Source organism: Bacillus sp. JJ1127, assembly GCF_036965845.1.
Lineage (GTDB): Bacteria > Bacillota > Bacilli > Bacillales > Bacillaceae_G > Bacillus_A.
Window position 1 is genome coordinate 11590 of record NZ_JBALQK010000141.1, and the last position, 18673, is coordinate 30262.

16 protein-coding genes and 2 pseudogenes are annotated in these 18673 nt (G+C 34.9%); 7 read left to right on the forward strand and 11 right to left on the reverse strand.

The window, feature by feature from the left end; translation table 11 throughout:
• From V7183_RS14550 to V7183_RS14565, 4 genes and pseudogenes are all read right to left on the reverse strand, one after another.
• Positions 1–798: pseudogene (locus V7183_RS14550) on the reverse strand (ATP-binding protein); the annotation flags it as partial.
• Between the two features lie 74 nt (positions 799–872).
• Positions 873–2606: an oxaloacetate-decarboxylating malate dehydrogenase gene (gene malS, locus V7183_RS14555; RefSeq protein ID WP_335359980.1), complete on the reverse strand. Its 1734-nt coding sequence runs from the start codon at positions 2604–2606 to the stop codon at positions 873–875.
• Between the two features lie 52 nt (positions 2607–2658).
• Positions 2659–4098, reverse strand: a complete 1440-nt coding sequence (gene aspA / locus V7183_RS14560; protein ID WP_097896309.1) for an aspartate ammonia-lyase — start codon at positions 4096–4098, stop codon at positions 2659–2661.
• Positions 4099–4122: 24 nt separating this feature from the next.
• Complete coding sequence (locus tag V7183_RS14565) at positions 4123–5394, reverse strand: cation:dicarboxylate symporter family transporter (protein WP_097896307.1); 1272 nt, start codon at positions 5392–5394, stop codon at positions 4123–4125.
• Between the two features lie 387 nt (positions 5395–5781).
• Here V7183_RS14565 and pyrH point away from each other — a divergent pair, with 387 nt between their 5' ends.
• Positions 5782–6525 (forward strand): UMP kinase, encoded by a 744-nt coding sequence (pyrH, locus tag V7183_RS14570; RefSeq protein WP_335359968.1) that lies wholly within the window; start codon positions 5782–5784, stop codon positions 6523–6525.
• A gap of 454 nt (positions 6526–6979) precedes the next feature.
• On the opposite strand, the gene cls is transcribed toward pyrH, so the two are convergent.
• Complete coding sequence (cls, locus tag V7183_RS14575; protein WP_335359969.1) at positions 6980–8191, reverse strand: cardiolipin synthase; 1212 nt, start codon at positions 8189–8191, stop codon at positions 6980–6982.
• Positions 8192–8338: 147 nt separating this feature from the next.
• Between cls and V7183_RS25970 the strand changes: the two genes are divergently transcribed.
• Together V7183_RS25970 and V7183_RS25975 are read left to right on the forward strand one after the other, a co-directional pair.
• Positions 8339–8560: a hypothetical protein gene (locus tag V7183_RS25970; RefSeq protein WP_373605239.1), complete on the forward strand. Its 222-nt coding sequence runs from the start codon at positions 8339–8341 to the stop codon at positions 8558–8560.
• Positions 8490–8707, forward strand: a pseudogene (locus V7183_RS25975) (acetyltransferase); the annotation flags it as partial. The gene V7183_RS25970 and the pseudogene V7183_RS25975, both read left to right, overlap by 71 nt.
• 48 nt (positions 8708–8755) lie before the next feature.
• Here V7183_RS25975 and V7183_RS14585 read toward each other — a convergent pair.
• The 5 genes from V7183_RS14585 to V7183_RS14605 form a co-directional block, all read right to left on the reverse strand.
• Positions 8756–9901, reverse strand: a complete 1146-nt coding sequence (locus V7183_RS14585) for an ABC transporter permease (RefSeq protein WP_335359970.1) — start codon at positions 9899–9901, stop codon at positions 8756–8758.
• A 1-nt stretch (position 9902) separates the two neighbouring features.
• Positions 9903–11012: an ABC transporter permease gene (locus tag V7183_RS14590; protein ID WP_335359971.1), complete on the reverse strand. Its 1110-nt coding sequence runs from the start codon at positions 11010–11012 to the stop codon at positions 9903–9905.
• Positions 11013–11047: 35 nt separating this feature from the next.
• Positions 11048–11986 carry an ABC transporter ATP-binding protein gene (locus V7183_RS14595; RefSeq protein WP_335359972.1) on the reverse strand — a complete coding sequence of 313 codons (939 nt, stop codon included), beginning with the start codon at positions 11984–11986 and terminating at the stop codon, positions 11048–11050.
• 133 nt (positions 11987–12119) lie between these two features.
• A complete protein-coding gene (locus V7183_RS14600) occupies positions 12120–13223 on the reverse strand; it encodes a sensor histidine kinase (protein ID WP_335359973.1) in 1104 nt (367 codons plus the stop codon).
• Positions 13224–13227: 4 nt separating this feature from the next.
• A complete protein-coding gene (locus tag V7183_RS14605) occupies positions 13228–13866 on the reverse strand; it encodes a response regulator transcription factor (protein ID WP_335359981.1) in 639 nt (212 codons plus the stop codon).
• A gap of 275 nt (positions 13867–14141) precedes the next feature.
• Between V7183_RS14605 and V7183_RS14610 the strand changes: the two genes are divergently transcribed.
• The 4 genes from V7183_RS14610 to V7183_RS14625 are packed head-to-tail and all read left to right on the forward strand — an operon-like array spanning position 14142 to position 17095.
• Positions 14142–14630: an RNA polymerase sigma factor gene (locus V7183_RS14610; RefSeq protein WP_335359982.1), complete on the forward strand. Its 489-nt coding sequence runs from the start codon at positions 14142–14144 to the stop codon at positions 14628–14630.
• Positions 14627–15079, forward strand: coding sequence for a hypothetical protein (locus V7183_RS14615; RefSeq protein WP_335359974.1), 453 nt, complete (start codon positions 14627–14629; stop codon positions 15077–15079). The genes V7183_RS14610 and V7183_RS14615 overlap by 4 nt, the downstream gene beginning before the upstream one ends.
• Positions 15072–16142: a hypothetical protein gene (locus tag V7183_RS14620; RefSeq protein WP_335359975.1), complete on the forward strand. Its 1071-nt coding sequence runs from the start codon at positions 15072–15074 to the stop codon at positions 16140–16142. The genes V7183_RS14615 and V7183_RS14620 overlap by 8 nt, the downstream gene beginning before the upstream one ends.
• Positions 16139–17095: a LiaF transmembrane domain-containing protein gene (locus V7183_RS14625; RefSeq protein WP_335359976.1), complete on the forward strand. Its 957-nt coding sequence runs from the start codon at positions 16139–16141 to the stop codon at positions 17093–17095. The genes V7183_RS14620 and V7183_RS14625 overlap by 4 nt, the downstream gene beginning before the upstream one ends.
• A gap of 84 nt (positions 17096–17179) precedes the next feature.
• Here V7183_RS14625 and V7183_RS14630 read toward each other — a convergent pair whose 3' ends face one another.
• Positions 17180–18427, reverse strand: a complete 1248-nt coding sequence (locus tag V7183_RS14630; protein ID WP_335359977.1) for a DUF445 domain-containing protein — start codon at positions 18425–18427, stop codon at positions 17180–17182.
• Positions 18428–18673: the final 246 nt, after the last annotated feature.

Consider the following 18673-nt stretch of genomic DNA (forward strand, 5'->3'; position numbering starts at 1 on the left):
AAAAATTCTTTGATTATCTTTTTTTATTTCGTGTACTTCCCCAGCAATTTTTAGCGCTTTTTTACTATGCATTTCTATGCTACTTGCATCATCACTCGCTTGTAAATTTCGGTATAATTGATACGCTTCTTGTGTAATTAACTCTGCATTTTGAAGTGTCTTTTTTAAATGAACCGATTCTACATATAAATTAGAAAGATGCATCAACATTTTTTCATTTTCTTTCCGAATTTGTAATTCTTTTAATTTCGTTTCATACAAGTTCATCATATTCAAAAATCCAAGAGCAAAAAAGCTTCGAAAAATAGCGATAATGATGAGCTTATTTACTTCAGAAAAAGTTATTGTCGTACCGAGTACTAAAACATGATAAAAAGCAAGTTCTGACATGCTTGCTATCATCTCAATTGTAATCCCAAGACATCCGATTATAAATGGTTTCTGATGAAATTTATTTACTCTACATAATGAAAACAAACTTCCATAAACAAAATAATAGAAGAAAACTGGATAACGCAAATAAAAAGACTCCGTTACATGAAAAGACCCTTGTAACATCCAATCAAGACAAACTCGAAACCCTACTACAGATAACCCAACAAGTATACCGGCTACTGCAGCTGGTATTTTCCGTAAAAACAATAGCAAAAAGAAAAAAATTGGCGTCCCAAAACTAACACGGAATGTATCATTAAACGGATGAAAATTTAACTCTCCAGCAATCGGAACAACCACCATCAAAATAATTAAAAGGGACATATCTTTCTTCCATAATTGATTCCAACTCAAAGATGCCACTTCCTATTTATGAAATATGTTTGTTCAAAAATTGAACAAGGAAAGCCCGCTTATCATATAAACGGGCTTTCTTTCTATATTCTTACCTTTTCGACTGCTCTAATTTGACGATACACAGGCTGCCACATTGCTTTTTTCACAGCTTCCTTGATATCGTTATCATCAAGTTTCTCACGAGCTACACCTTCAGCAACTGCAACTTTCGCTACTTCAATTGCAACTGCCTCAGAAATGTTACGCAATTCTTCGACTTCTGGAAGAATTGGTGCTCCTGGCTTGCTTGTATCTACCTTGCTTGCGACTGCCTCTGCCGCTGCTGCAAACATACCATCTGTCATTACGCTCGCACGAACAACAATTGTTCCAAGACCAAGACCTGGGAAGATAAGTGCATTATTTGATTGCCCGATTACATATGTTACACCATTATATGTAACTGGTTCAAATGGACTTCCTGTTGCCACTAGCGCTCGTCCTTCTGTCCAATGGATTAAATCTACTGGTTTTGCTTCTGCAAGCGGTGTTGGATTAGACATTGGTAAAATAATAGGTCTATCTACATGAGAAGCCATTTCCTTTACAATCTCCTCTGTAAATGCACCTGCTACTGTTGATGTACCAATTAAAATTGTTGGCCTTACATGTTTCACAACTTCTGCAAGTCCAATCACTTCGCTTTGTTTCCATTGATTCACTTCAGATTCCTTACGTGCATATGGACGTTGGAAATCAAGAAGATCTTCCATATTATCTGTAAGTAAACCGTTACGATCAATACACCAAAAACGCTCGTTTGCTTCTTTCTCCGATAATCCTGCGCGAATCATCGCATCTCGCACTTGATCGGTAATTCCGATTCCAGCCGTACCAGAACCAAAGATAACAACGCGGTGTTCACAAAGCGGGACACTTGAAGCTTCCACGGCTGATAATACTGCAGCAAGTGAAACTGCACCTGTACCCTGAATATCATCATTAAACGTACATATGTCATGACGGTATTTATCTAAAATTTTGCGTGCATTACGTGAACTAAAGTCTTCCCAATGTAAAAGTGCTTTCGGGAACTTATTGCCTACCGCTTGTACAAATGTATCAATAAATTCATCGTAAGCTTCACCAGTTACACGCGGATGACGGTTTCCAATATAAAACGGATTATTTAATAAATCCTCTCGGTTCGTTCCTACATCTAAAATAACAGGTAATACACGACTAGGATCGATTCCAACTGCTGCCGTATAAACAGCTAACTTTCCGATAGCGATATTAATACCACCAACGCCCCAGTCACCAATTCCTAGTATTCCTTCTCCATCTGTTACAACGACTAAATCAATATTTTCAGCTGTTGCACCAATATTAGAAAATGCTTCTTCAATACCAGAAGGATCATTAATTGATAAATAAACTCCGCGCGGCTTACGATATTCATGACTATATCTTTGAATTGCCACACCAACAGTTGGCGTATACACAATTGGAAGCATCTCTCGTAAATGATCTGTTAATAAGCGATAAAACAACACTTCATTTCGATCATGTAACGCTGTTAAATATACGTTTTTTAATAAATCATCCGGCTGCGAACAAAATTGTTCATATGCACGGCGTGCTTGTTCATCTAATGTTAATACCGCTGGCGGTAATAACCCTTTTAATCCTAGTTCTTCTCTTTCTTCTTTCGTGAAAGCGACACCTTTATTTAAAAGCGGTGTTGCCAATACTTCTCCTCCTCTTAATGTTGTTTCTAATGTTCCATTAGAGGAAACCGTAAATTTACTCATAACATCCCTACCCTTATTTATATATAACATTTCTATATTGTAAACAAAAAAGAGGGGAATGTCCCCCCTTTTTTTAATTTTTCTTTAGAAGAGCTGCTCCCGCAATTCCTGGATGTGTCATTTCATATGGATCTAAAATTAAATCTAATTCTTCTTGTGATAAAACGCCATTTTTCACGCAAAGCTCCCTTACAGACTGCCCAGTTGCGATTGCTTCTTTTGCAACGCGAGCCGCTGCTTCATAACCAATATGAGGGTTCACAGCTGTAATAATCCCTACGCTTTTCTCAACATATTCTTTCAAACGCCCTTCATTTGCTTCAATTCCTTTTAGACAATTATCTGTAAAGGCACGGAAACCGTTATTCATAATGCTAATTGATTGAAGTAAGTTAAAGACAAGTACTGGTTCCATAACGTTTAGTTCTAATTGACCAGCTTCTGAAGCAAGACAAATCGTATGGTCGTTACCGATTACTTGGAATGCGATTTGGTTAATTACTTCCGGCATAACAGGGTTTACTTTTCCTGGCATAATAGATGATCCTGGTTGACGAGCTGGTAGCATAATTTCTGCAAGTCCAACACGTGGGCCTGATGCCATTAAACGAAGATCATTTGCAATTTTAGACATATTCATCATACATACTTTCAGCGCAGCTGATACTTCCGTATATGCATCTGTATTTTGCGTTGCATCTACTAAATCTTCCGCCCCAACAAGAGGTAACTCACTAATCGCAGCTAAATGTTTCACTACTGCTTCAATGTACTCTGGATCTGCATTTAATCCTGTACCAACTGCTGTTGCTCCCATATTTACTTCATATAAATGTTGACGAGATTGCTGAATTCGTTTTATATCACGTTCAATAACGCGAGCATAGGCCTTAAATTCTTGTCCAAGACGAATTGGCACAGCGTCTTGTAAATGTGTACGTCCCATTTTAATAACATGATCAAATTGTCCTGCTTTTAATTCAAATACGTCATGCATATATCCCATCGTTTGTAATAATTCTTCCAACGCATTTAATGTTGCAATATGGATTGCTGTTGGGAATGCATCATTTGTTGACTGCGCCATATTCACATGGCTATTTGGACTAATATAATGATAGTCTCCCTTTTCCATCTCTAATAATTCAAGAGCACGATTGGCAATGACTTCATTTGCATTCATGTTCATAGAAGTTCCTGCACCGCCCTGAATTGGGTCAACAATAAAATGATCATGCCATTTTCCTTCAAGAATTTCTTGCGCCGCTTCTGCAATAGCACCGCCCTTTTTCAATTCCAATCGTCCTACATCCGTGTTCGCAAGTGCAGCCGCTTTTTTAACAATCGCAAGTGCCTTAATTAAACCTTCATGGATTTTATATCCTGTAATCGGAAAGTTCTCTACAGCACGCATTGTTTGAACTCCATAATAAGCATGCATCGGTACTTCTTTTTCACCTAAAAAGTCTTTTTCAATTCGCATATTTTTTGTAGTTTCAGTTAATGTTGCCATCAATACTCACTCCTCATCTATTTCTTATGCTGCTTCTGTTTGTTTGACTGTTTCTACATATTGTTTTGCTTTCTCATGATCAAATTCGCCTTCCCACTTCGACATAACAATGGCTGCTAATGCATTTCCTAATACATTGACAGCTGAGCGAATCATATCCAAAATGCGGTCAATACCAGCAATTAACGCGATTCCTTCGAGCGGTAATCCCATTGAGCCTAATGTTGCAAGTACAACAACAAATGATGCACCAGGAACTCCTGCCATACCTTTTGATGTCAGCATGAGAACGAATAATAGCGTAATCTGCTCCGTCAATGACATGTGTACACCATACATTTGTGCAACGAACAATGCTGCTAACGCTTGGTAAATCGCTGAGCCAGTTAAATTAAATGTGTAACCTGTCGGAATAACAAAAGAGGCAACGGCCTTCGGACAACCGAACTCTTCCATTTTCCTCATAATATTAGGTAAAACAGCTTCTGAACTTGCTGTTGTAAATGAAAGAATAAGCTCTTCTTTTAAAATTTTCATTAATGTAAAAATGTTTACTCCTACCATTCGCGCATTAATACCTAATACAACAATAACGAATAGTATAACAGTTACATACACAGCTAGCACTAATTTTCCTAAAGGAAGAAGTGTTCCTACGCCAAACTTTGCAACTGTAACAGCAATTAATGCAAATACACCGAATGGAGCAAATTTCATAACTTGGTTTGTGACCCAAAACATTGCTTCAAGTACACCTTCAAAGAAGTTAAACACAGGCTTTCCTTTTTCACCAATCGCCGCAACTCCTAAACCAAATAAAACTGAGAAGAAAATAATTGGTAATAGATCGCCTTGTGCAATTGATTCAAATACGTTCTTTGGTACAATGTGAACAATTGTTTCTGCAAAACCTTTTTTCTGTGTTGCATCAGCCGTTTGCTTATATGCTGAAATATCACTTTGCTGCAAGTTATTCATATCCACGCCTGTACCTGGCTGGAACACGTTAGCTGCAAGTAATCCCATCAAAATCGCAATCGTTGTGATAATTTCAAAGTAAAGAATTGTCTTACCGCCTAATTTTCCTAGCTTCTTCATATCACCTACGCCAGCTACTGCAACAATCAGCGCTGAAATAACAATCGGTACTACAATCATTTTAATTAAATGAATAAATATATCCCCAATTGGTGTGATATAAGAAATTGCCGTTTTATTGCCATAGAAGATTGCCCCTACTACAATCCCTAAAACAAGTGCGACAAATATTTGTGTTGCCAATCCGAATTTTTTCATGTATTTTCATCCCCTTCATGCGAACGCTTTCAATTTGTATTTTATTTATAAAAGCTTACTCACATAATATAGGCGAACCTACAAAATCAGACAAAAACCTACAAGTTTGTCACAAAAAATACTAATTTTTTTCTTAAAATATTCATTGACACTATTTCGTAAAAAAAGAAATAAAATAACCTTGATGAAACATCAGATTATTTTGTATAATCTAAAAGATATATTTATTCGAATCGAAACTAATTAAAATGAAAAGGAGTGGATGTTATGAAAAATTACGTGAAGGAATTCATTATATCTATTTCTTTTCTATTTCTTTTTTTAGTAAGGAACAAGGGCACCCGCCTTTGTTCCTTTTTTATTGCCATCTATATAGGGGGGATTTTCATGAAACCATACAAACGTATTTTAATTAAATTAAGCGGAGGCGCGCTTGCTGATCAAGACGGAAATAGCTTTGGCTCCAAACGTTTAGAGCATATCGCGACTGAAATTTTATCCATTGTTGATTTAGGTATCGAAGTCTCAATTGTCATTGGCGGAGGGAACATTTTCAGAGGAAACTTAGCCGAAGAATGGGGGATTGACCGTGTTGAAGCAGACAATATCGGGACTTTAGGCACAATTATTAATAGTCTTATGCTTCGGGGAGTATTAACAAGTAAAACAGATACAGAAGTACGCGTTATGACATCTATCCCCTTTACAGCAGTCGCAGAACCTTATATTCGTTTACGAGCTGTACATCACTTAGAAAAAGGATATATCGTCATTTTTGGCGGTGGAAATGGGCAACCTTTCGTTACAACGGATTATCCAAGTGTACAACGAGCAATCGAAATGAATAGCGATGCCATTTTGGTCGCAAAACAAGGAGTAGACGGCGTCTTCACAAGTGATCCAAAACGAAATAAATCAGCAAAAATGTATCGAAAACTCAATTATAATGATGTCGTTCAGCACAATATACAAGTAATGGACCAATCTGCCTTATTACTTGCTCGCGACTATCAATTACCAGTACATGTCTTTAATTTTGATGAACCGGGAGTTATGAAGAAAATATGTTTAGGTGAAAATGTTGGAACATTAATAAATGATGATGTTACTAAGCTTGTACATGAAAATTAAATATTTCTTATTAATAAAAGGGGTGTGCATTACATCCCTTTTCTCCCATATCGTTTCAATATGCATATCACGTTCTACTTCTTAACCTTAGCACCCTGCTCAAAAATATACAAAATACTAAATACTCCAATGAACAGAATAGGTGCTGTAATTAACAGATACACATAGTTTTTAACTAGTACTCCCTGCTCTACTAACGTATTAAATGCATACTGTACTAATACCATATATATATAGACCGTAATGAATTTACATATATTCCTCATCATTAAACACCACACCACATTTCACAGGCACCTCTCCATATTAAAATATTGTGTTTCATACCAAAACAATATCAAGAAGAAAAAGGCAAGTAAACCTAAAAATGCAAAATACTATCATCTCCTTTTCACATTCATAAAAAAAAGGATACGACATCCTACCGTATCCCTTTCCTATCGCCACCCACTTCTTATAAGTAAAAACTAAACAACCTTGCTACTTTCTCCTTACAACGCTCAAAAAAAGATAATGATTCAAAAAAGGCTGTTGTCATTTCTTTTGAATCATGAAAATCTTGTACTAATGCGTCATTCACTTCTTTAATAATGGAACCACCATGTATATACAAATCCATTTCATCATTTATATGAAAGCTTCGCGAAGTAAAATTTGTTGTACCAATAATGGTTGTTTCATTATCAATAAGTATTAACTTCCCATGGAACATACCCTTTTTATAACCATATACTGTAATCCCATTCTCGACAGATTGACGAATATACGGATACGCCGCTTCTTTAATAAGAGGTACATCTGGTTTATAAGACCAAAGTATTTTTACAGATACACCACGCTTTCGAGCCTGAATTAATGCATCCATGAGTTTTTGATCTCGCGGTATAAAATACGGTGTAGCAATCACAATAGAATGTTTGGCCTGATTTATGAGAGAAATATATTTCGCAATAACCCCATGACCATTATAACTAAACATAGTATGTAACGTGTTTCCTTTAACTGCCCGCTGAACTGTCCGCTTCATTTCTTCTGAAGTGTCCCGTTTCCAATCTAATGCAAATTGCTCTTCTAAATCCGTTACTCCCTCTCCCTGTACTCGTACATGGTAATCTCTCCAGTATCCGAAACGCTTGTCTTTTCCTAAGTATTCATCACCTATGTTGAAGCCTCCAGTATAACCAACTTTTCCATCTATTGTTGTAATGCGACGATGATTCCGGTGATGAAGCGAATAAAAAAAGAATGGAAATTCCGGTTTTCTACTATACGTAAAATGAACGCCACTTGCCTGCAATTCATCTTTTAACTTTCTTTCAAAAGATAGATCGTTAATCCAATCAATTGATAAATATACTTCTACCCCTTCTTTCGCCTTTTCCTTTAACAATTTTAAAAACGTATGGCTGCTTTTATCATCCGAAATAATATAGAAATAAGTGAATATATAATTTTTTGCTCCTTTTATATCAGAAAAGAGCTGACGATATAGTGATTCCCCCTCTACATATAATTGAAAATCACTATAATGAGGAGCATATTCCTTCAAGCGATTTTTCTCAGCTTCTATTTTTCTTCCCAGTGTTACGTCAATATGCATCCAAATCACAAGGAGAATCACTATGCTAATGATAATAGCAGTAACACGTAGTATTTTTTTCACCATCTCAGTTTCCTTCCACTCAAAGTCATCTATTTTATGTAGTCTTCAACAAAATCTGATTTTAATGCTTATTTCATTCACTTTCCTTACATACAGCTTTATGTTCAGCCATTGTTATGAGAAAAATATCCATATAAAGAGGTGGAGACTATGAAAACCAATAAAAGAAAACGACCCATCGTCTTTGTTCCGGGACTTTTTAGTTCTATGAGCAATGTTATTATTCCGGGTACAGGTAATTGGAGCTTCGGATTAGCTACATTTGTATATGGGCCTTTCATCATGATGTTAGAAAATATGGGATACGAAAGAAACGATTCAATATTTACAAGTGATCCCCTCACATTCCAAAATAATATGGGCAGATGGTAAAGTTGTAGGAGATATTCTTACAAAATTAGGTGATGGAAATACCATTACGAATAGCGTTTTCCTTTTAGATGGTGAGAAATATATAGTGCATGGCTCTCATAATGAAGTTTTATATAAAAGCAGCCCATATTACAAAGGATACTTTAATTTACTAACACATAAAAAAGGATGCGGCATCATACCGCATCCTTTCTATTAAATAAAATTCCTCGCATCATTATTCCGCCCAAACTTATAAATCGCAATTAAGAAGAATGCTATCGCAAAGGCGAATAAGATTAAAATATTTAAATACAACTCTGAAAACGGAATTCCTTGCTGCAATTTCGAAATCGTGTCCATTAGCCAGCGTTGCGGTAAAAAATCAGCTATTTTTTGTACTGTTTTCGGCATGATATCATATGGAAAATAACATCCCGCTAATAAACATGTCGGTACAATAACGACATTTTGCATCGCATTTGAAGCAGTTGAATTTTTCGCAAAAGATACAATTACTAAAGACAAACCAATTGCGATTAAAGCAAATATCATGAGTACACCAATCATCACTGTGAAAGGCATATTTATATTCGTATGAAAAACATTCGTCATAAATAATACTGCAATTACAATTTGCACTGTTAATATAATCATATTCACCGCGACATTAGATAATATAAATTTCTTTCCATTTATCGGTGTCGATAATAATCTAAAATACGTTCTGTTCTCTTTTTCTTTTAAAATAAATCCTGATAAGTTCGCCGCTGAAAATAGCATAAACATGATAAGATAACCAATCGTTTGATTTGTCATATCCTTATTTTTCGAAGTATCTTCAAGTGTCTCAGACTTTACTTTAAATGAACTTTTTTGATACCCTGCATACATATTATTAAACGTACTTTGATCCGCACCTGCCACTTTACTAATCGCAGCGATGTTATCAACATAGTTATATAAATATGATTTTATAAACCCCGTTACTTGATCGCCTTTAATCGATGAAATCTCAATATGGCTCGGTTTCCCTTCTAGAACACTTTCCGAAAAACCGGACTCTAATGTAATAACACCATCAAGTTTTTTTGAAGTGAGTTTATCTTCTACTTCAGACTCCTTAACTTTACTTACATTTACATGATTTAATCCTTCTAAAAATTTCACTGTATCATTTGCTATAGGCTGATTTTCTTTATTTATAACCCCGATATTTAACGTTCCTTGCCCTACATTTCCATATATCGAAAAGGAGATGAGCGTTCCTATTATCGGCAAGCTAATAATGATTAGTAACCCTTTTTTATTTTTCAGAAGTACAGATAACGTTTTTTGTATGAGCCATAAAATATCTTTCATACTATAGCCCCTCCCGTCTACGTAATGCAATAATCGCAATTAATAAAAAGAGTGCTGAAATTCCGAGGTTTAAAGATATTACCGGTAGCGCCGCCCCTATGTCATTTGCATAAATAATTTTCATAATGGCTGTGTTGGCCCACGTTAATGGCGATAAATTCGTAACAACATTTTCTTCCACTACGAAATAAGCACCGCCAAAAATAGAAGCTAATTGCACAACAACCATAATAATCGCTCTAGATGCCTCACCTGTTTTTGTAATATATCCGATTCCTAAACCGAAGCTAATTGCTAGAAAGACTTCTGTTAGTAAAATAATAAATATGATTCCAAGATGGTCGCCCCAATTCGCTTGAAAAACAAATTTACTAAATAAAACGATGAGTAATAGACAAAGTGCATTTGCTACAAGACTACCCAGCACTTTCCCAATGAAAATTTCAGCCTTACTTATAGGTGCTGCAATTAAACGATCCCCTGTTTTACGTATTCGTTCTCCTCGAATTAAAAAACTCGCCCCCATTGCAGCATACAGTGCAATCATTGTCGTCATTACAACCGCAAAGTAATCCATAGAACCTGGTTTTTTAGCAGTTTGTAAAGATGTTTCTTTAATATAATCATTATGATTTCCGTTTGAAATAACTAAGCTAACCTTACTTGGATCTATTTTTGCAACTTCAACTGCTACATTGTACTTATCAACAAATGTCGTAAGCATTCCTTCAACAATACTTCCTTCAATACTACTTCTGTCGCTTCCATAAAATTTCGCACCATCTTTATTCAATTCTACATATGCAGCATATTTATTTTGCTTCACTTCTTCTTTCCCATCTATACCTTCGGAAGCTTTTTTAAAATGGATTCCCGATTTATCGACCTCTTTAGTAAATTCTTCAAATGATTGAGAAAACATGCTACTCGCTTCATTTTTATAAAGCACTTGTATATCTTTAATCGAATGACTATCGCTATTAAATGCGTTACTTAACGCTGTTCCTAATACAAGCATAAGCACAATCGGAAATGCTAACATAAAAACTAAAGTTCTTACGTCCCTGAAATCTCTTTTAATGTGCATAACTGCAATATTGAAGATGTTCAATCGATGAACCTCCCTTTTCTATTCTTAAAATCACTTTATTTATCTCGTAAGTTTCTTCCGGTCAATGTAAGGAATACCGTTTCTAAATTCGGAGCCTGCTCCTCTAACGAGCGAATTTCAATGTCATGATTAATAAAGTGTTGAATAATTTTATTTAAATTATTTAATCCTGTATCAGAATTTACTTTAATTACGTTCTCTTCAATTTGAACAGCTTTCACACCGTTTATCTCTTTTAATTTTTCAACGTCTAGATTTTCTACTGACTTCACTTCAATCCAAACGTCTTTCGTATCTGTAATAATCCCTTTTAACTGTTCTTTCGTTCCTTCTGCAATTACTTTACCGTGATCTACAATTGCTATTTTCGTACAAATCTCTTCTACTTCTTCCATGTAGTGACTCGTATAAATAATGGTGCTTCCCATTTCATTTAATTTCCGGACAGACTGAAGGATATAATTTCTTGACTGCGGATCAATTCCAACTGTCGGTTCATCCATAATAATTAACTTCGGTCTATGAGCGATTGCACAAGCGATATTCAGCCTTCTTTTCATCCCGCCAGAAAAGTTTTTCGGGTAGCTTTTATGTTTATCACTAAGCCCCACAAATTGAAGTGCTTCCTCTACTCTCGCTTTTAGCTCAGCCCCTCTTAGTCCGTACAATCCGGCAAAGAATTTCACATTTTCATAGGCGGTTAGCTCTTCATATATTGCTATATCTTGTGGAACAATACCGATGTTCATTTTCGCAAATCGATTATTTTTCTTTATATTTTTTCCTAGTATGCTGATTTCACCTTCATTACTTCTTAACAGACCAGCAATCATATTTATCGTTGTACTCTTACCAGCACCATTCGATCCTAAAAGTCCAAATATTTCTCCTTCTTTAATAGATAAAGACATATTATCTACCGCGATGAAATCACCAAATTTTTTCGTTAAATTTTTAATTTCCAATGTATTCATCATTTCACCCCTATTTCGTTTTCTCTGCTGTTATTATAAACAAAAAGAATGAACCTGCTCAGTGCAGAAGTTCATTCTTTTCACATGAGAATATTCACTTTTTTCATATGAGATCATTCATCTCAATCATGTCTTACTGAATCGGCAACAACATTGTTACAGAAAAACCATTGGTTCCATCTACAATAATCTTGCCATTAACGGACGCTGTTCTCTCCTCCATCCCAATAATACCGAGGCCTTTTTTAACAAGAACGCCACCTTTCCCGTTATCCTTCACCTGCACCTTGACCATCTTGTTAAGCACATGAATATCGATTGAAATAATCGTCGCATCAGCGTATTTCATCGTATTCCTTAACGCCTCCGTAACATTTTCACCAATGATCTTCCATTGGATCGGAGAAATTGTGTCCAAATTTCCTTTATACACAAACGGAATTTGGATATCATGCTTGCTCGCAAATTCATCTATGAATAATTTCATACGATGAATCCCCATTTGTTCAGTTGGTGGCTTCATATTTTTAAGGGTAAGCCTAATACTTTCAATACCATCTTTAGAAATATAAATCGCATTTTGTAGTAACTCCGCAGCCTTGTCTTTATCGATTTCCATTAATCTCTTTGCTGCTTCCATTTGAATAAGTGCGCCTGTCATGGAATGACCAATTTTATCATGAATTTCTTGTGATAATCGGTTTCTCTCCTCTAACTTAAATGTGTATTCTGATTGCCTTATGTAATCTTTATTTTCATTTAAACTTTTCGTAAGTCTTTGTATGTCTTTTCTCATTTTATCATTTTGCATTTCGAGTTTTAATAATCGTGCTATATAGCCGTGGGCCATCGTTAAGGAAAAAAAACAAAATGTACTAATAAGTCCATACGTCATTTGAATACCTTCACCTATAAAAATAATAGGAAGGATCATAATGAAAAAGATTAACCATTTCTTTTCTATATAATAATTTGCAATTTCATATAAGTTCAAAGGTAAAAACAAAATAAAAAACGGATGAATCTTCCACGTAAACAGTATGATTACGCCAACTGACACGCAGATTAAAACCTTATTGTACGTATCTTTTTTTAATATAGAAATCATCACATTTATAGAAAGATATATAAGCAAAGTAAGTATAATCCACGGTAAGTTTGTAACATTTAAATGAATATAGCTGAACACAATATATAAAAAAACAATAAATTTACTTAAAGTTAACCAAAATTCCATATCACTAGTCTACTTTCCCTGTTAAATAGTAAATCGCGATTTGTGTGCGATGCTCAAGTCCCGTTTTCCCTAAAATAGATGTAATATAATTTGCAATCGTTCCTTCTGATATGAAAAGTTGCTTCGAAATTTCTTTATTAGAAAATCCTTTTGCAATTAATGCAATAATACTAAGTTCCCTTTCTGTAAAAAGGCTCTTATCTATTTTAGACTCTGTTTCTTTATTTTCTAGTAAATTACTCTTAATTTTATCAAGAACAACATCTTGCATAACAGTTTGACCGTTATATACTCCTTTTATTGCATCACGAATACGCTCTGGATCGTTATTTTTCAGTAAATAACCTTTCGCTCCGTTTTTTACTGCCTCCAAAATATACTCATCGTCATCAAATGTCGTTAAAATAAGCGGCTTCGTTTTTGTCTCCTCACAAATTAACTTTGTCGCCTCTACGCCATTCATATTTGGCATACGGACATCTAAAAGTGCAACATCTACATCATGTTTTTTGCAATAATCTAGAGCCCCTTTCCCATCATTTACCGTTTCTAACACTTCAAATTCTTCGTATGTACTTAAAATAATCTTCATGCCTTCTCTAATAAAAGAGTTATCATCAGCTATTAATATTTTTATTTTCATGCTTGTTAGTACGGAAATTCTCCTACTAACATTCACATCCTTTCTCCATGTAACATCTCCCTATTGCTCATTATATACTTCTCCATACCATTTTTTCACACTTTTTTGAAGTAGTCTCCTCTCTTAAAATATATTATTCTTTTTTACATAATGTGTAGGGTGACTTATCATTTCTTACGTCTATATGATAGAATGCGTCAAAAAGGAGGGAGAGAACAATTGAAGAAAGACGATTAGTTGAAAAAGCACAACAAGGAAGTGAACATGCTTTTCGCATCCTTGTTGAAACATACCGCCATTATATTTTTCAAGTTATTTTTGCTATTTTAAGACATCAAGAAGATGCCCAAGATGTCACACAAGAAGTGTTCGTAAAGATCCACGCTTCTCTCCCTAATTATCAATTCCGCGGATTAAAAACATGGATAACGCGGATTGCTACAAATCATGCCATTGATTATAAGAGAAAGAAAGCAAGGGAAAATGAAGAACTCTCCTTATCAAAAGAAACGCAAGAAGATATAAAATCCTCTCATAATATTGAGGCATTGTTACTGACGAAAGATCAAAAGTTGCTGATTGCTCAAAAACTAAGAGAACTTCCAAAGAATTATCGTGATGTCGTTCTCGCACATTACTTAGAAGAAAAAAGTTATCAAGAAATCGCTGCTCAACAAAATGCTGAAGTCAAAACAGTGGAAATGAAGCTTTACAGAGCAAGAAAGTGGATAAAAAAACATTGGAAGGAGGAAGATTTTTTATGACGCATTTTTCAAAAGAAGCTTGGTGCAATTATATTTTAGACCTTCTATCAAACAGTGAACGCGAATCTATGGAACAACATCTTTATGAATGTGATCATTGTTTAGCACTTTATATGGAAATCATTGATGAACAAAATGAAAACCTTCCAATGATAAATGATGATTCATTTACAAATGAAGTTATGGAGCAAATCAACTTTGAAGCCTTAGAATCTGAAGAAAAAATGAGTAAGAAACAACCAAGACAAATAAAAAGTACGCTCATTCACTACATAATTGCAACTGCAGCTACTTTAATTTTTATGGCAAGCGGTTTATTCCATTATATTTTCACAGTAACTTCTAGTTTTGAACAATCTTCCAAACAAAGTGGGGTTTCGATTTCAAAACAAATTTTAAACAAAACGATACACACATCAAAAACGAACGGAGGTTCAAAACATGAATAAAAACCCATTTTTAGCACTAGTTTTAGGGCTAATACCCGGGCTCGGACATTTATATTTACAGCGGATTGGGCGTTTTATTATATATAGTGGTTGTTCATTATTACTATTCATTGCTGCGGTAGGATTTATTATTAACTTCGGGCATAGCGATATAATTTTCCTTATCCTATTTTTATTAGCACTTGTATGGGGAATAAATATACTAGACTTAATTATTTCTATAGTGAATCAGTCATGGAAAAAAGAGAAAGACCGAACGCAAGAATCAGCACGTGAAAGTGAACGATTTTATATCATTCTCTTATCCATCATCCCTGGACTTGGGCATTTTCAATTAGGACTTATGCAACGTGGACTTACATTTTTAGTCGCTTTTACAGGGCTAGGTAGCATGATTATATTCGTTACACTATTAACAGCCCGTGAAAGCTTTCTTATCTTTCTCGCTACGTTACCTGTTCTATGGATTTATAATTTCTTCGATGCCGTCCAGCAGCTGCAGAAAAAAGAACGTGGCGAAATATTAGTCGATCGTACTATTTTCGAAGATTTTGAGGAGCACCGAGAACAAGGAAAGAAAAGTAAAACATTTGCTTCTATTTTAGCAATGTTCCCTGGAGCCGGTCATATGTATTTAGGCTTACAGCGCCGCGGTCTTCAGCTAATGGCAGCCTTTTTACTTGCCATTTATATGCTTGATTTATTAAGACTATCAGCCTTCTTATTTTTAGTACCTATCATTTGGTTTTATAGCTTTTTCGATACATTACAGCAAACATCCAAATACGGAAAAGAAGACTTACAAGACACACCTATTATCGATTATTTTATTAATCATCAAAAATGGCTGGGCATCGGACTCATCGGGTTAGGATGCTATTATTTATTGGATCAAACACTCCTCCCTATTTTTGACGATTATTTTGCTACTATATTTAATATTCATATTAACGAATTCTATTATCGCTATTTCCAAACATCTATCGTTACCCTCCTTTTAGTTGGCGGTGGCCTTAAATTATTACTAGGGAATAAGGAAGAAAAAGGTGGTGCTAAAGAATGAGAACATGGCGTGTAGGAACGATATCTATGGGGATTTCAATTATCACATTAGGTTGTTTCTTATTATTCTCCACGATAAAAGGTTTACAAGTATTTGATAACTTCATAGCATGGTGGCCTATTCTTTTCATTGTGCTCGGTATTGAAATTTTACTATATATTACATTCTCTAAAAAAGATCAGCCTATGATTAAATATGATATATTTAGCATTTTCTTTATTGGTGTATTAGGAACAGTTGGAATTGCATTCTATTTCTTATTATCCACTGGATTGCTAGAGGAGATTCGTAATTCCATTGGAACAACTGAACAAACGAATAACATTCCAGAAGTGCAACATGACATCCCTGATTCTATTAAAAGGATTGTAGTTGATACGAGTAATACTCCTCTTACAATAGAAGGTAGCAACATTAATAAAGTGCAGTTATTAGGAACATATGAAATGACTATGAAAGCAAATGAAAAGAATAAACTAAAGCAGGACGATTTCATTGCCATTCACACAGTTGGTGAAACAATGTATGTGACATTAAAATCTTTACCTGTTCACCATAAATTCTTTGCTTCGCAGTCAAAAATGACAGCAACACTTTTCCTCCCGCAAAATAAAAACGTGGAAATTCGCGGTTCTGAAAGAGAACTCTCTCTTTACCCAGGCCAATTACAAAGCAATTGGTCTGTACAAGAAAGATCAAACGTGTCTGTTCATCTTGTAAAAGATAGCGACATAACACTATCAGCAGTAACAAACCAAAAAGATTCCCGTGGGAATACACCTTGGGAACATGTAGAAAAACTAACGAAAACAGAAAATAATACTTCAGAAGAGAATCCCGATTCAAATCAGCAAGAACAATGGTATAAAAACACACTAAAGCTCGGAAACGGGACACATCAGCTAAACATTCAAACAGCGTATAATATAGACATAAGCGTTCTTGAAAAATAAAACTGTAGCATATAATTGAAGAAGGAAACTTCTGAGGATAAAAAACCTTCCACATGGATTTCATATCATATGGAAGGTTCTTTCCTATATAAGTGCTTTAATTCCTTCTAAAACTAATCCAATTATAAAGCCACAAACAGCACCATTCACACGGATCCATTGCAAATCTTTACCGAGGTTATTTTCAATCATTTCAATCAATGTTTGATCGTCTAGCTTATCAAGATTTTCTTGTACAAGCTTTCCGATTTTAGAATGATTATTTTCAACAAGGTTTACAATTTGCTTTTGCAACCAATCTTCTATTTTTTGAACTGTTACTGGGTCTTCTTTCACTTTGTTCATTTGTTTTGTTAAAAATGGATGAAGATATTGATCTGCAAACTCTTCTTTTTTAATAAAAGCCACTGCTCTTTCCTGTGCTTGTCCTAGCAATTCTTTTATTTTGTCAGCAGCATTCCAATTTGTAATCCAGCTTTCTTTCCAATTCTCCAATTCCTGTAATACCGATTCATTCCCCTTCACATTAATAAGTTCTTGGCGAATTTTCATTAATATAAGTTGTCTTGTACTATTATCTGGATTTTGCAAACTACTAATATTACTAATCACAAACTTCTGCAAAATGTTTCCGATTTTCTCTTCATCTACAATATTCATGAAAGATTTAAGAGTAAACTGCAAAAATCCATCCACTTTTATATTTTCCATTGCTTTCATACCTAAACTTCCAAGCTGATAACGAGCTTCATCTTGAGCTGTCCATTCTTTCGCTTTTACCAACATGTAATCAAGCGTTTTTTCATCATATTCTTGTACAACTAATTGATTAATAAGGATTTCCAATATGTTTCCTGTATTAATCGTATGCAAATATGTTTTTAATTCTTTTTCAATTACAGTAGCTAGTTTTTCGGTATCAATTTGAAGAATCGCCTTTTCAACAATTGTAACAATCCCTTTCTTCACGCTATCGGATTGCAACTCTCTCTCAGCAACCTGTAATACCATTTGTGCTAACTGCATTTCTTTCACTTTATTTGTGATACTTTCCTTCGTCAACCACTCATTCTCTAATGTAGAAATGAGTCCTTTTGTAACCCGTTTCCGGTTTTTAGGTAATAAAGCTGTATGCGGAATGGGAATACCCATCGGATGACGAAATAAAGCTGTAACCGCAAACCAATCGGCAAGTCCACCAACTAATCCAGCCTCAAATCCACCTTGTATAATCTCCCCTGCTACCGCTCCTTGAAAAGGGATTGTTGCTGCAAAACCTACCCCCATAACCCCAAGTGAAATACCCGCTAAATATTTTGACTGTAATGACATTGTATACACACCCTCTTGTTATGTAAAATGAAGCTTCTTAATTGTATTTAATTCATATTAGTAACCTTGTATATCTTGAAAAAGCTTATATCTATACTATAAAGAACCTCGTTAAAAATAACAAAGAATTTTAGTATTCGCTAGAACGAATAAGTGAATATGTAGCAAGTTATATAAATCCTTTTTAATTTTTCGATATCTAAATCCCTGCTATACATAATAAAATATAGCCTACACTCGTTTGCT

Excerpts from the sequence above, each read along its gene's own strand:
- aspA (WP_097896309.1), bottom strand. The coding sequence starts at position 4,098 with ATGGCAACATTAACTGAAACTACAAAAAATATGCGAATTGAAAAAGAC.
- V7183_RS14565 (WP_097896307.1), bottom strand. The coding sequence starts at position 5,394 with ATGAAAAAATTCGGATTGGCAACACAAATATTTGTCGCACTTGTTTTA.
- pyrH (WP_335359968.1), top strand. The coding sequence starts at position 5,782 with ATGAAACCATACAAACGTATTTTAATTAAATTAAGCGGAGGCGCGCTT.
- cls (WP_335359969.1), bottom strand. The coding sequence starts at position 8,191 with ATGGTGAAAAAAATACTACGTGTTACTGCTATTATCATTAGCATAGTG.
- V7183_RS25970 (WP_373605239.1), top strand. The coding sequence starts at position 8,339 with ATGAAAACCAATAAAAGAAAACGACCCATCGTCTTTGTTCCGGGACTT.
- V7183_RS14585 (WP_335359970.1), bottom strand. The coding sequence starts at position 9,901 with ATGAAAGATATTTTATGGCTCATACAAAAAACGTTATCTGTACTTCTG.
- V7183_RS14595 (WP_335359972.1), bottom strand. The coding sequence starts at position 11,986 with ATGAATACATTGGAAATTAAAAATTTAACGAAAAAATTTGGTGATTTC.
- V7183_RS14600 (WP_335359973.1), bottom strand. The coding sequence starts at position 13,223 with ATGGAATTTTGGTTAACTTTAAGTAAATTTATTGTTTTTTTATATATT.
- V7183_RS14605 (WP_335359981.1), bottom strand. The coding sequence starts at position 13,866 with ATGAAAATAAAAATATTAATAGCTGATGATAACTCTTTTATTAGAGAA.
- V7183_RS14615 (WP_335359974.1), top strand. The coding sequence starts at position 14,627 with ATGACGCATTTTTCAAAAGAAGCTTGGTGCAATTATATTTTAGACCTT.
- V7183_RS14620 (WP_335359975.1), top strand. The coding sequence starts at position 15,072 with ATGAATAAAAACCCATTTTTAGCACTAGTTTTAGGGCTAATACCCGGG.
- V7183_RS14625 (WP_335359976.1), top strand. The coding sequence starts at position 16,139 with ATGAGAACATGGCGTGTAGGAACGATATCTATGGGGATTTCAATTATC.
- V7183_RS14630 (WP_335359977.1), bottom strand. The coding sequence starts at position 18,427 with ATGTCATTACAGTCAAAATATTTAGCGGGTATTTCACTTGGGGTTATG.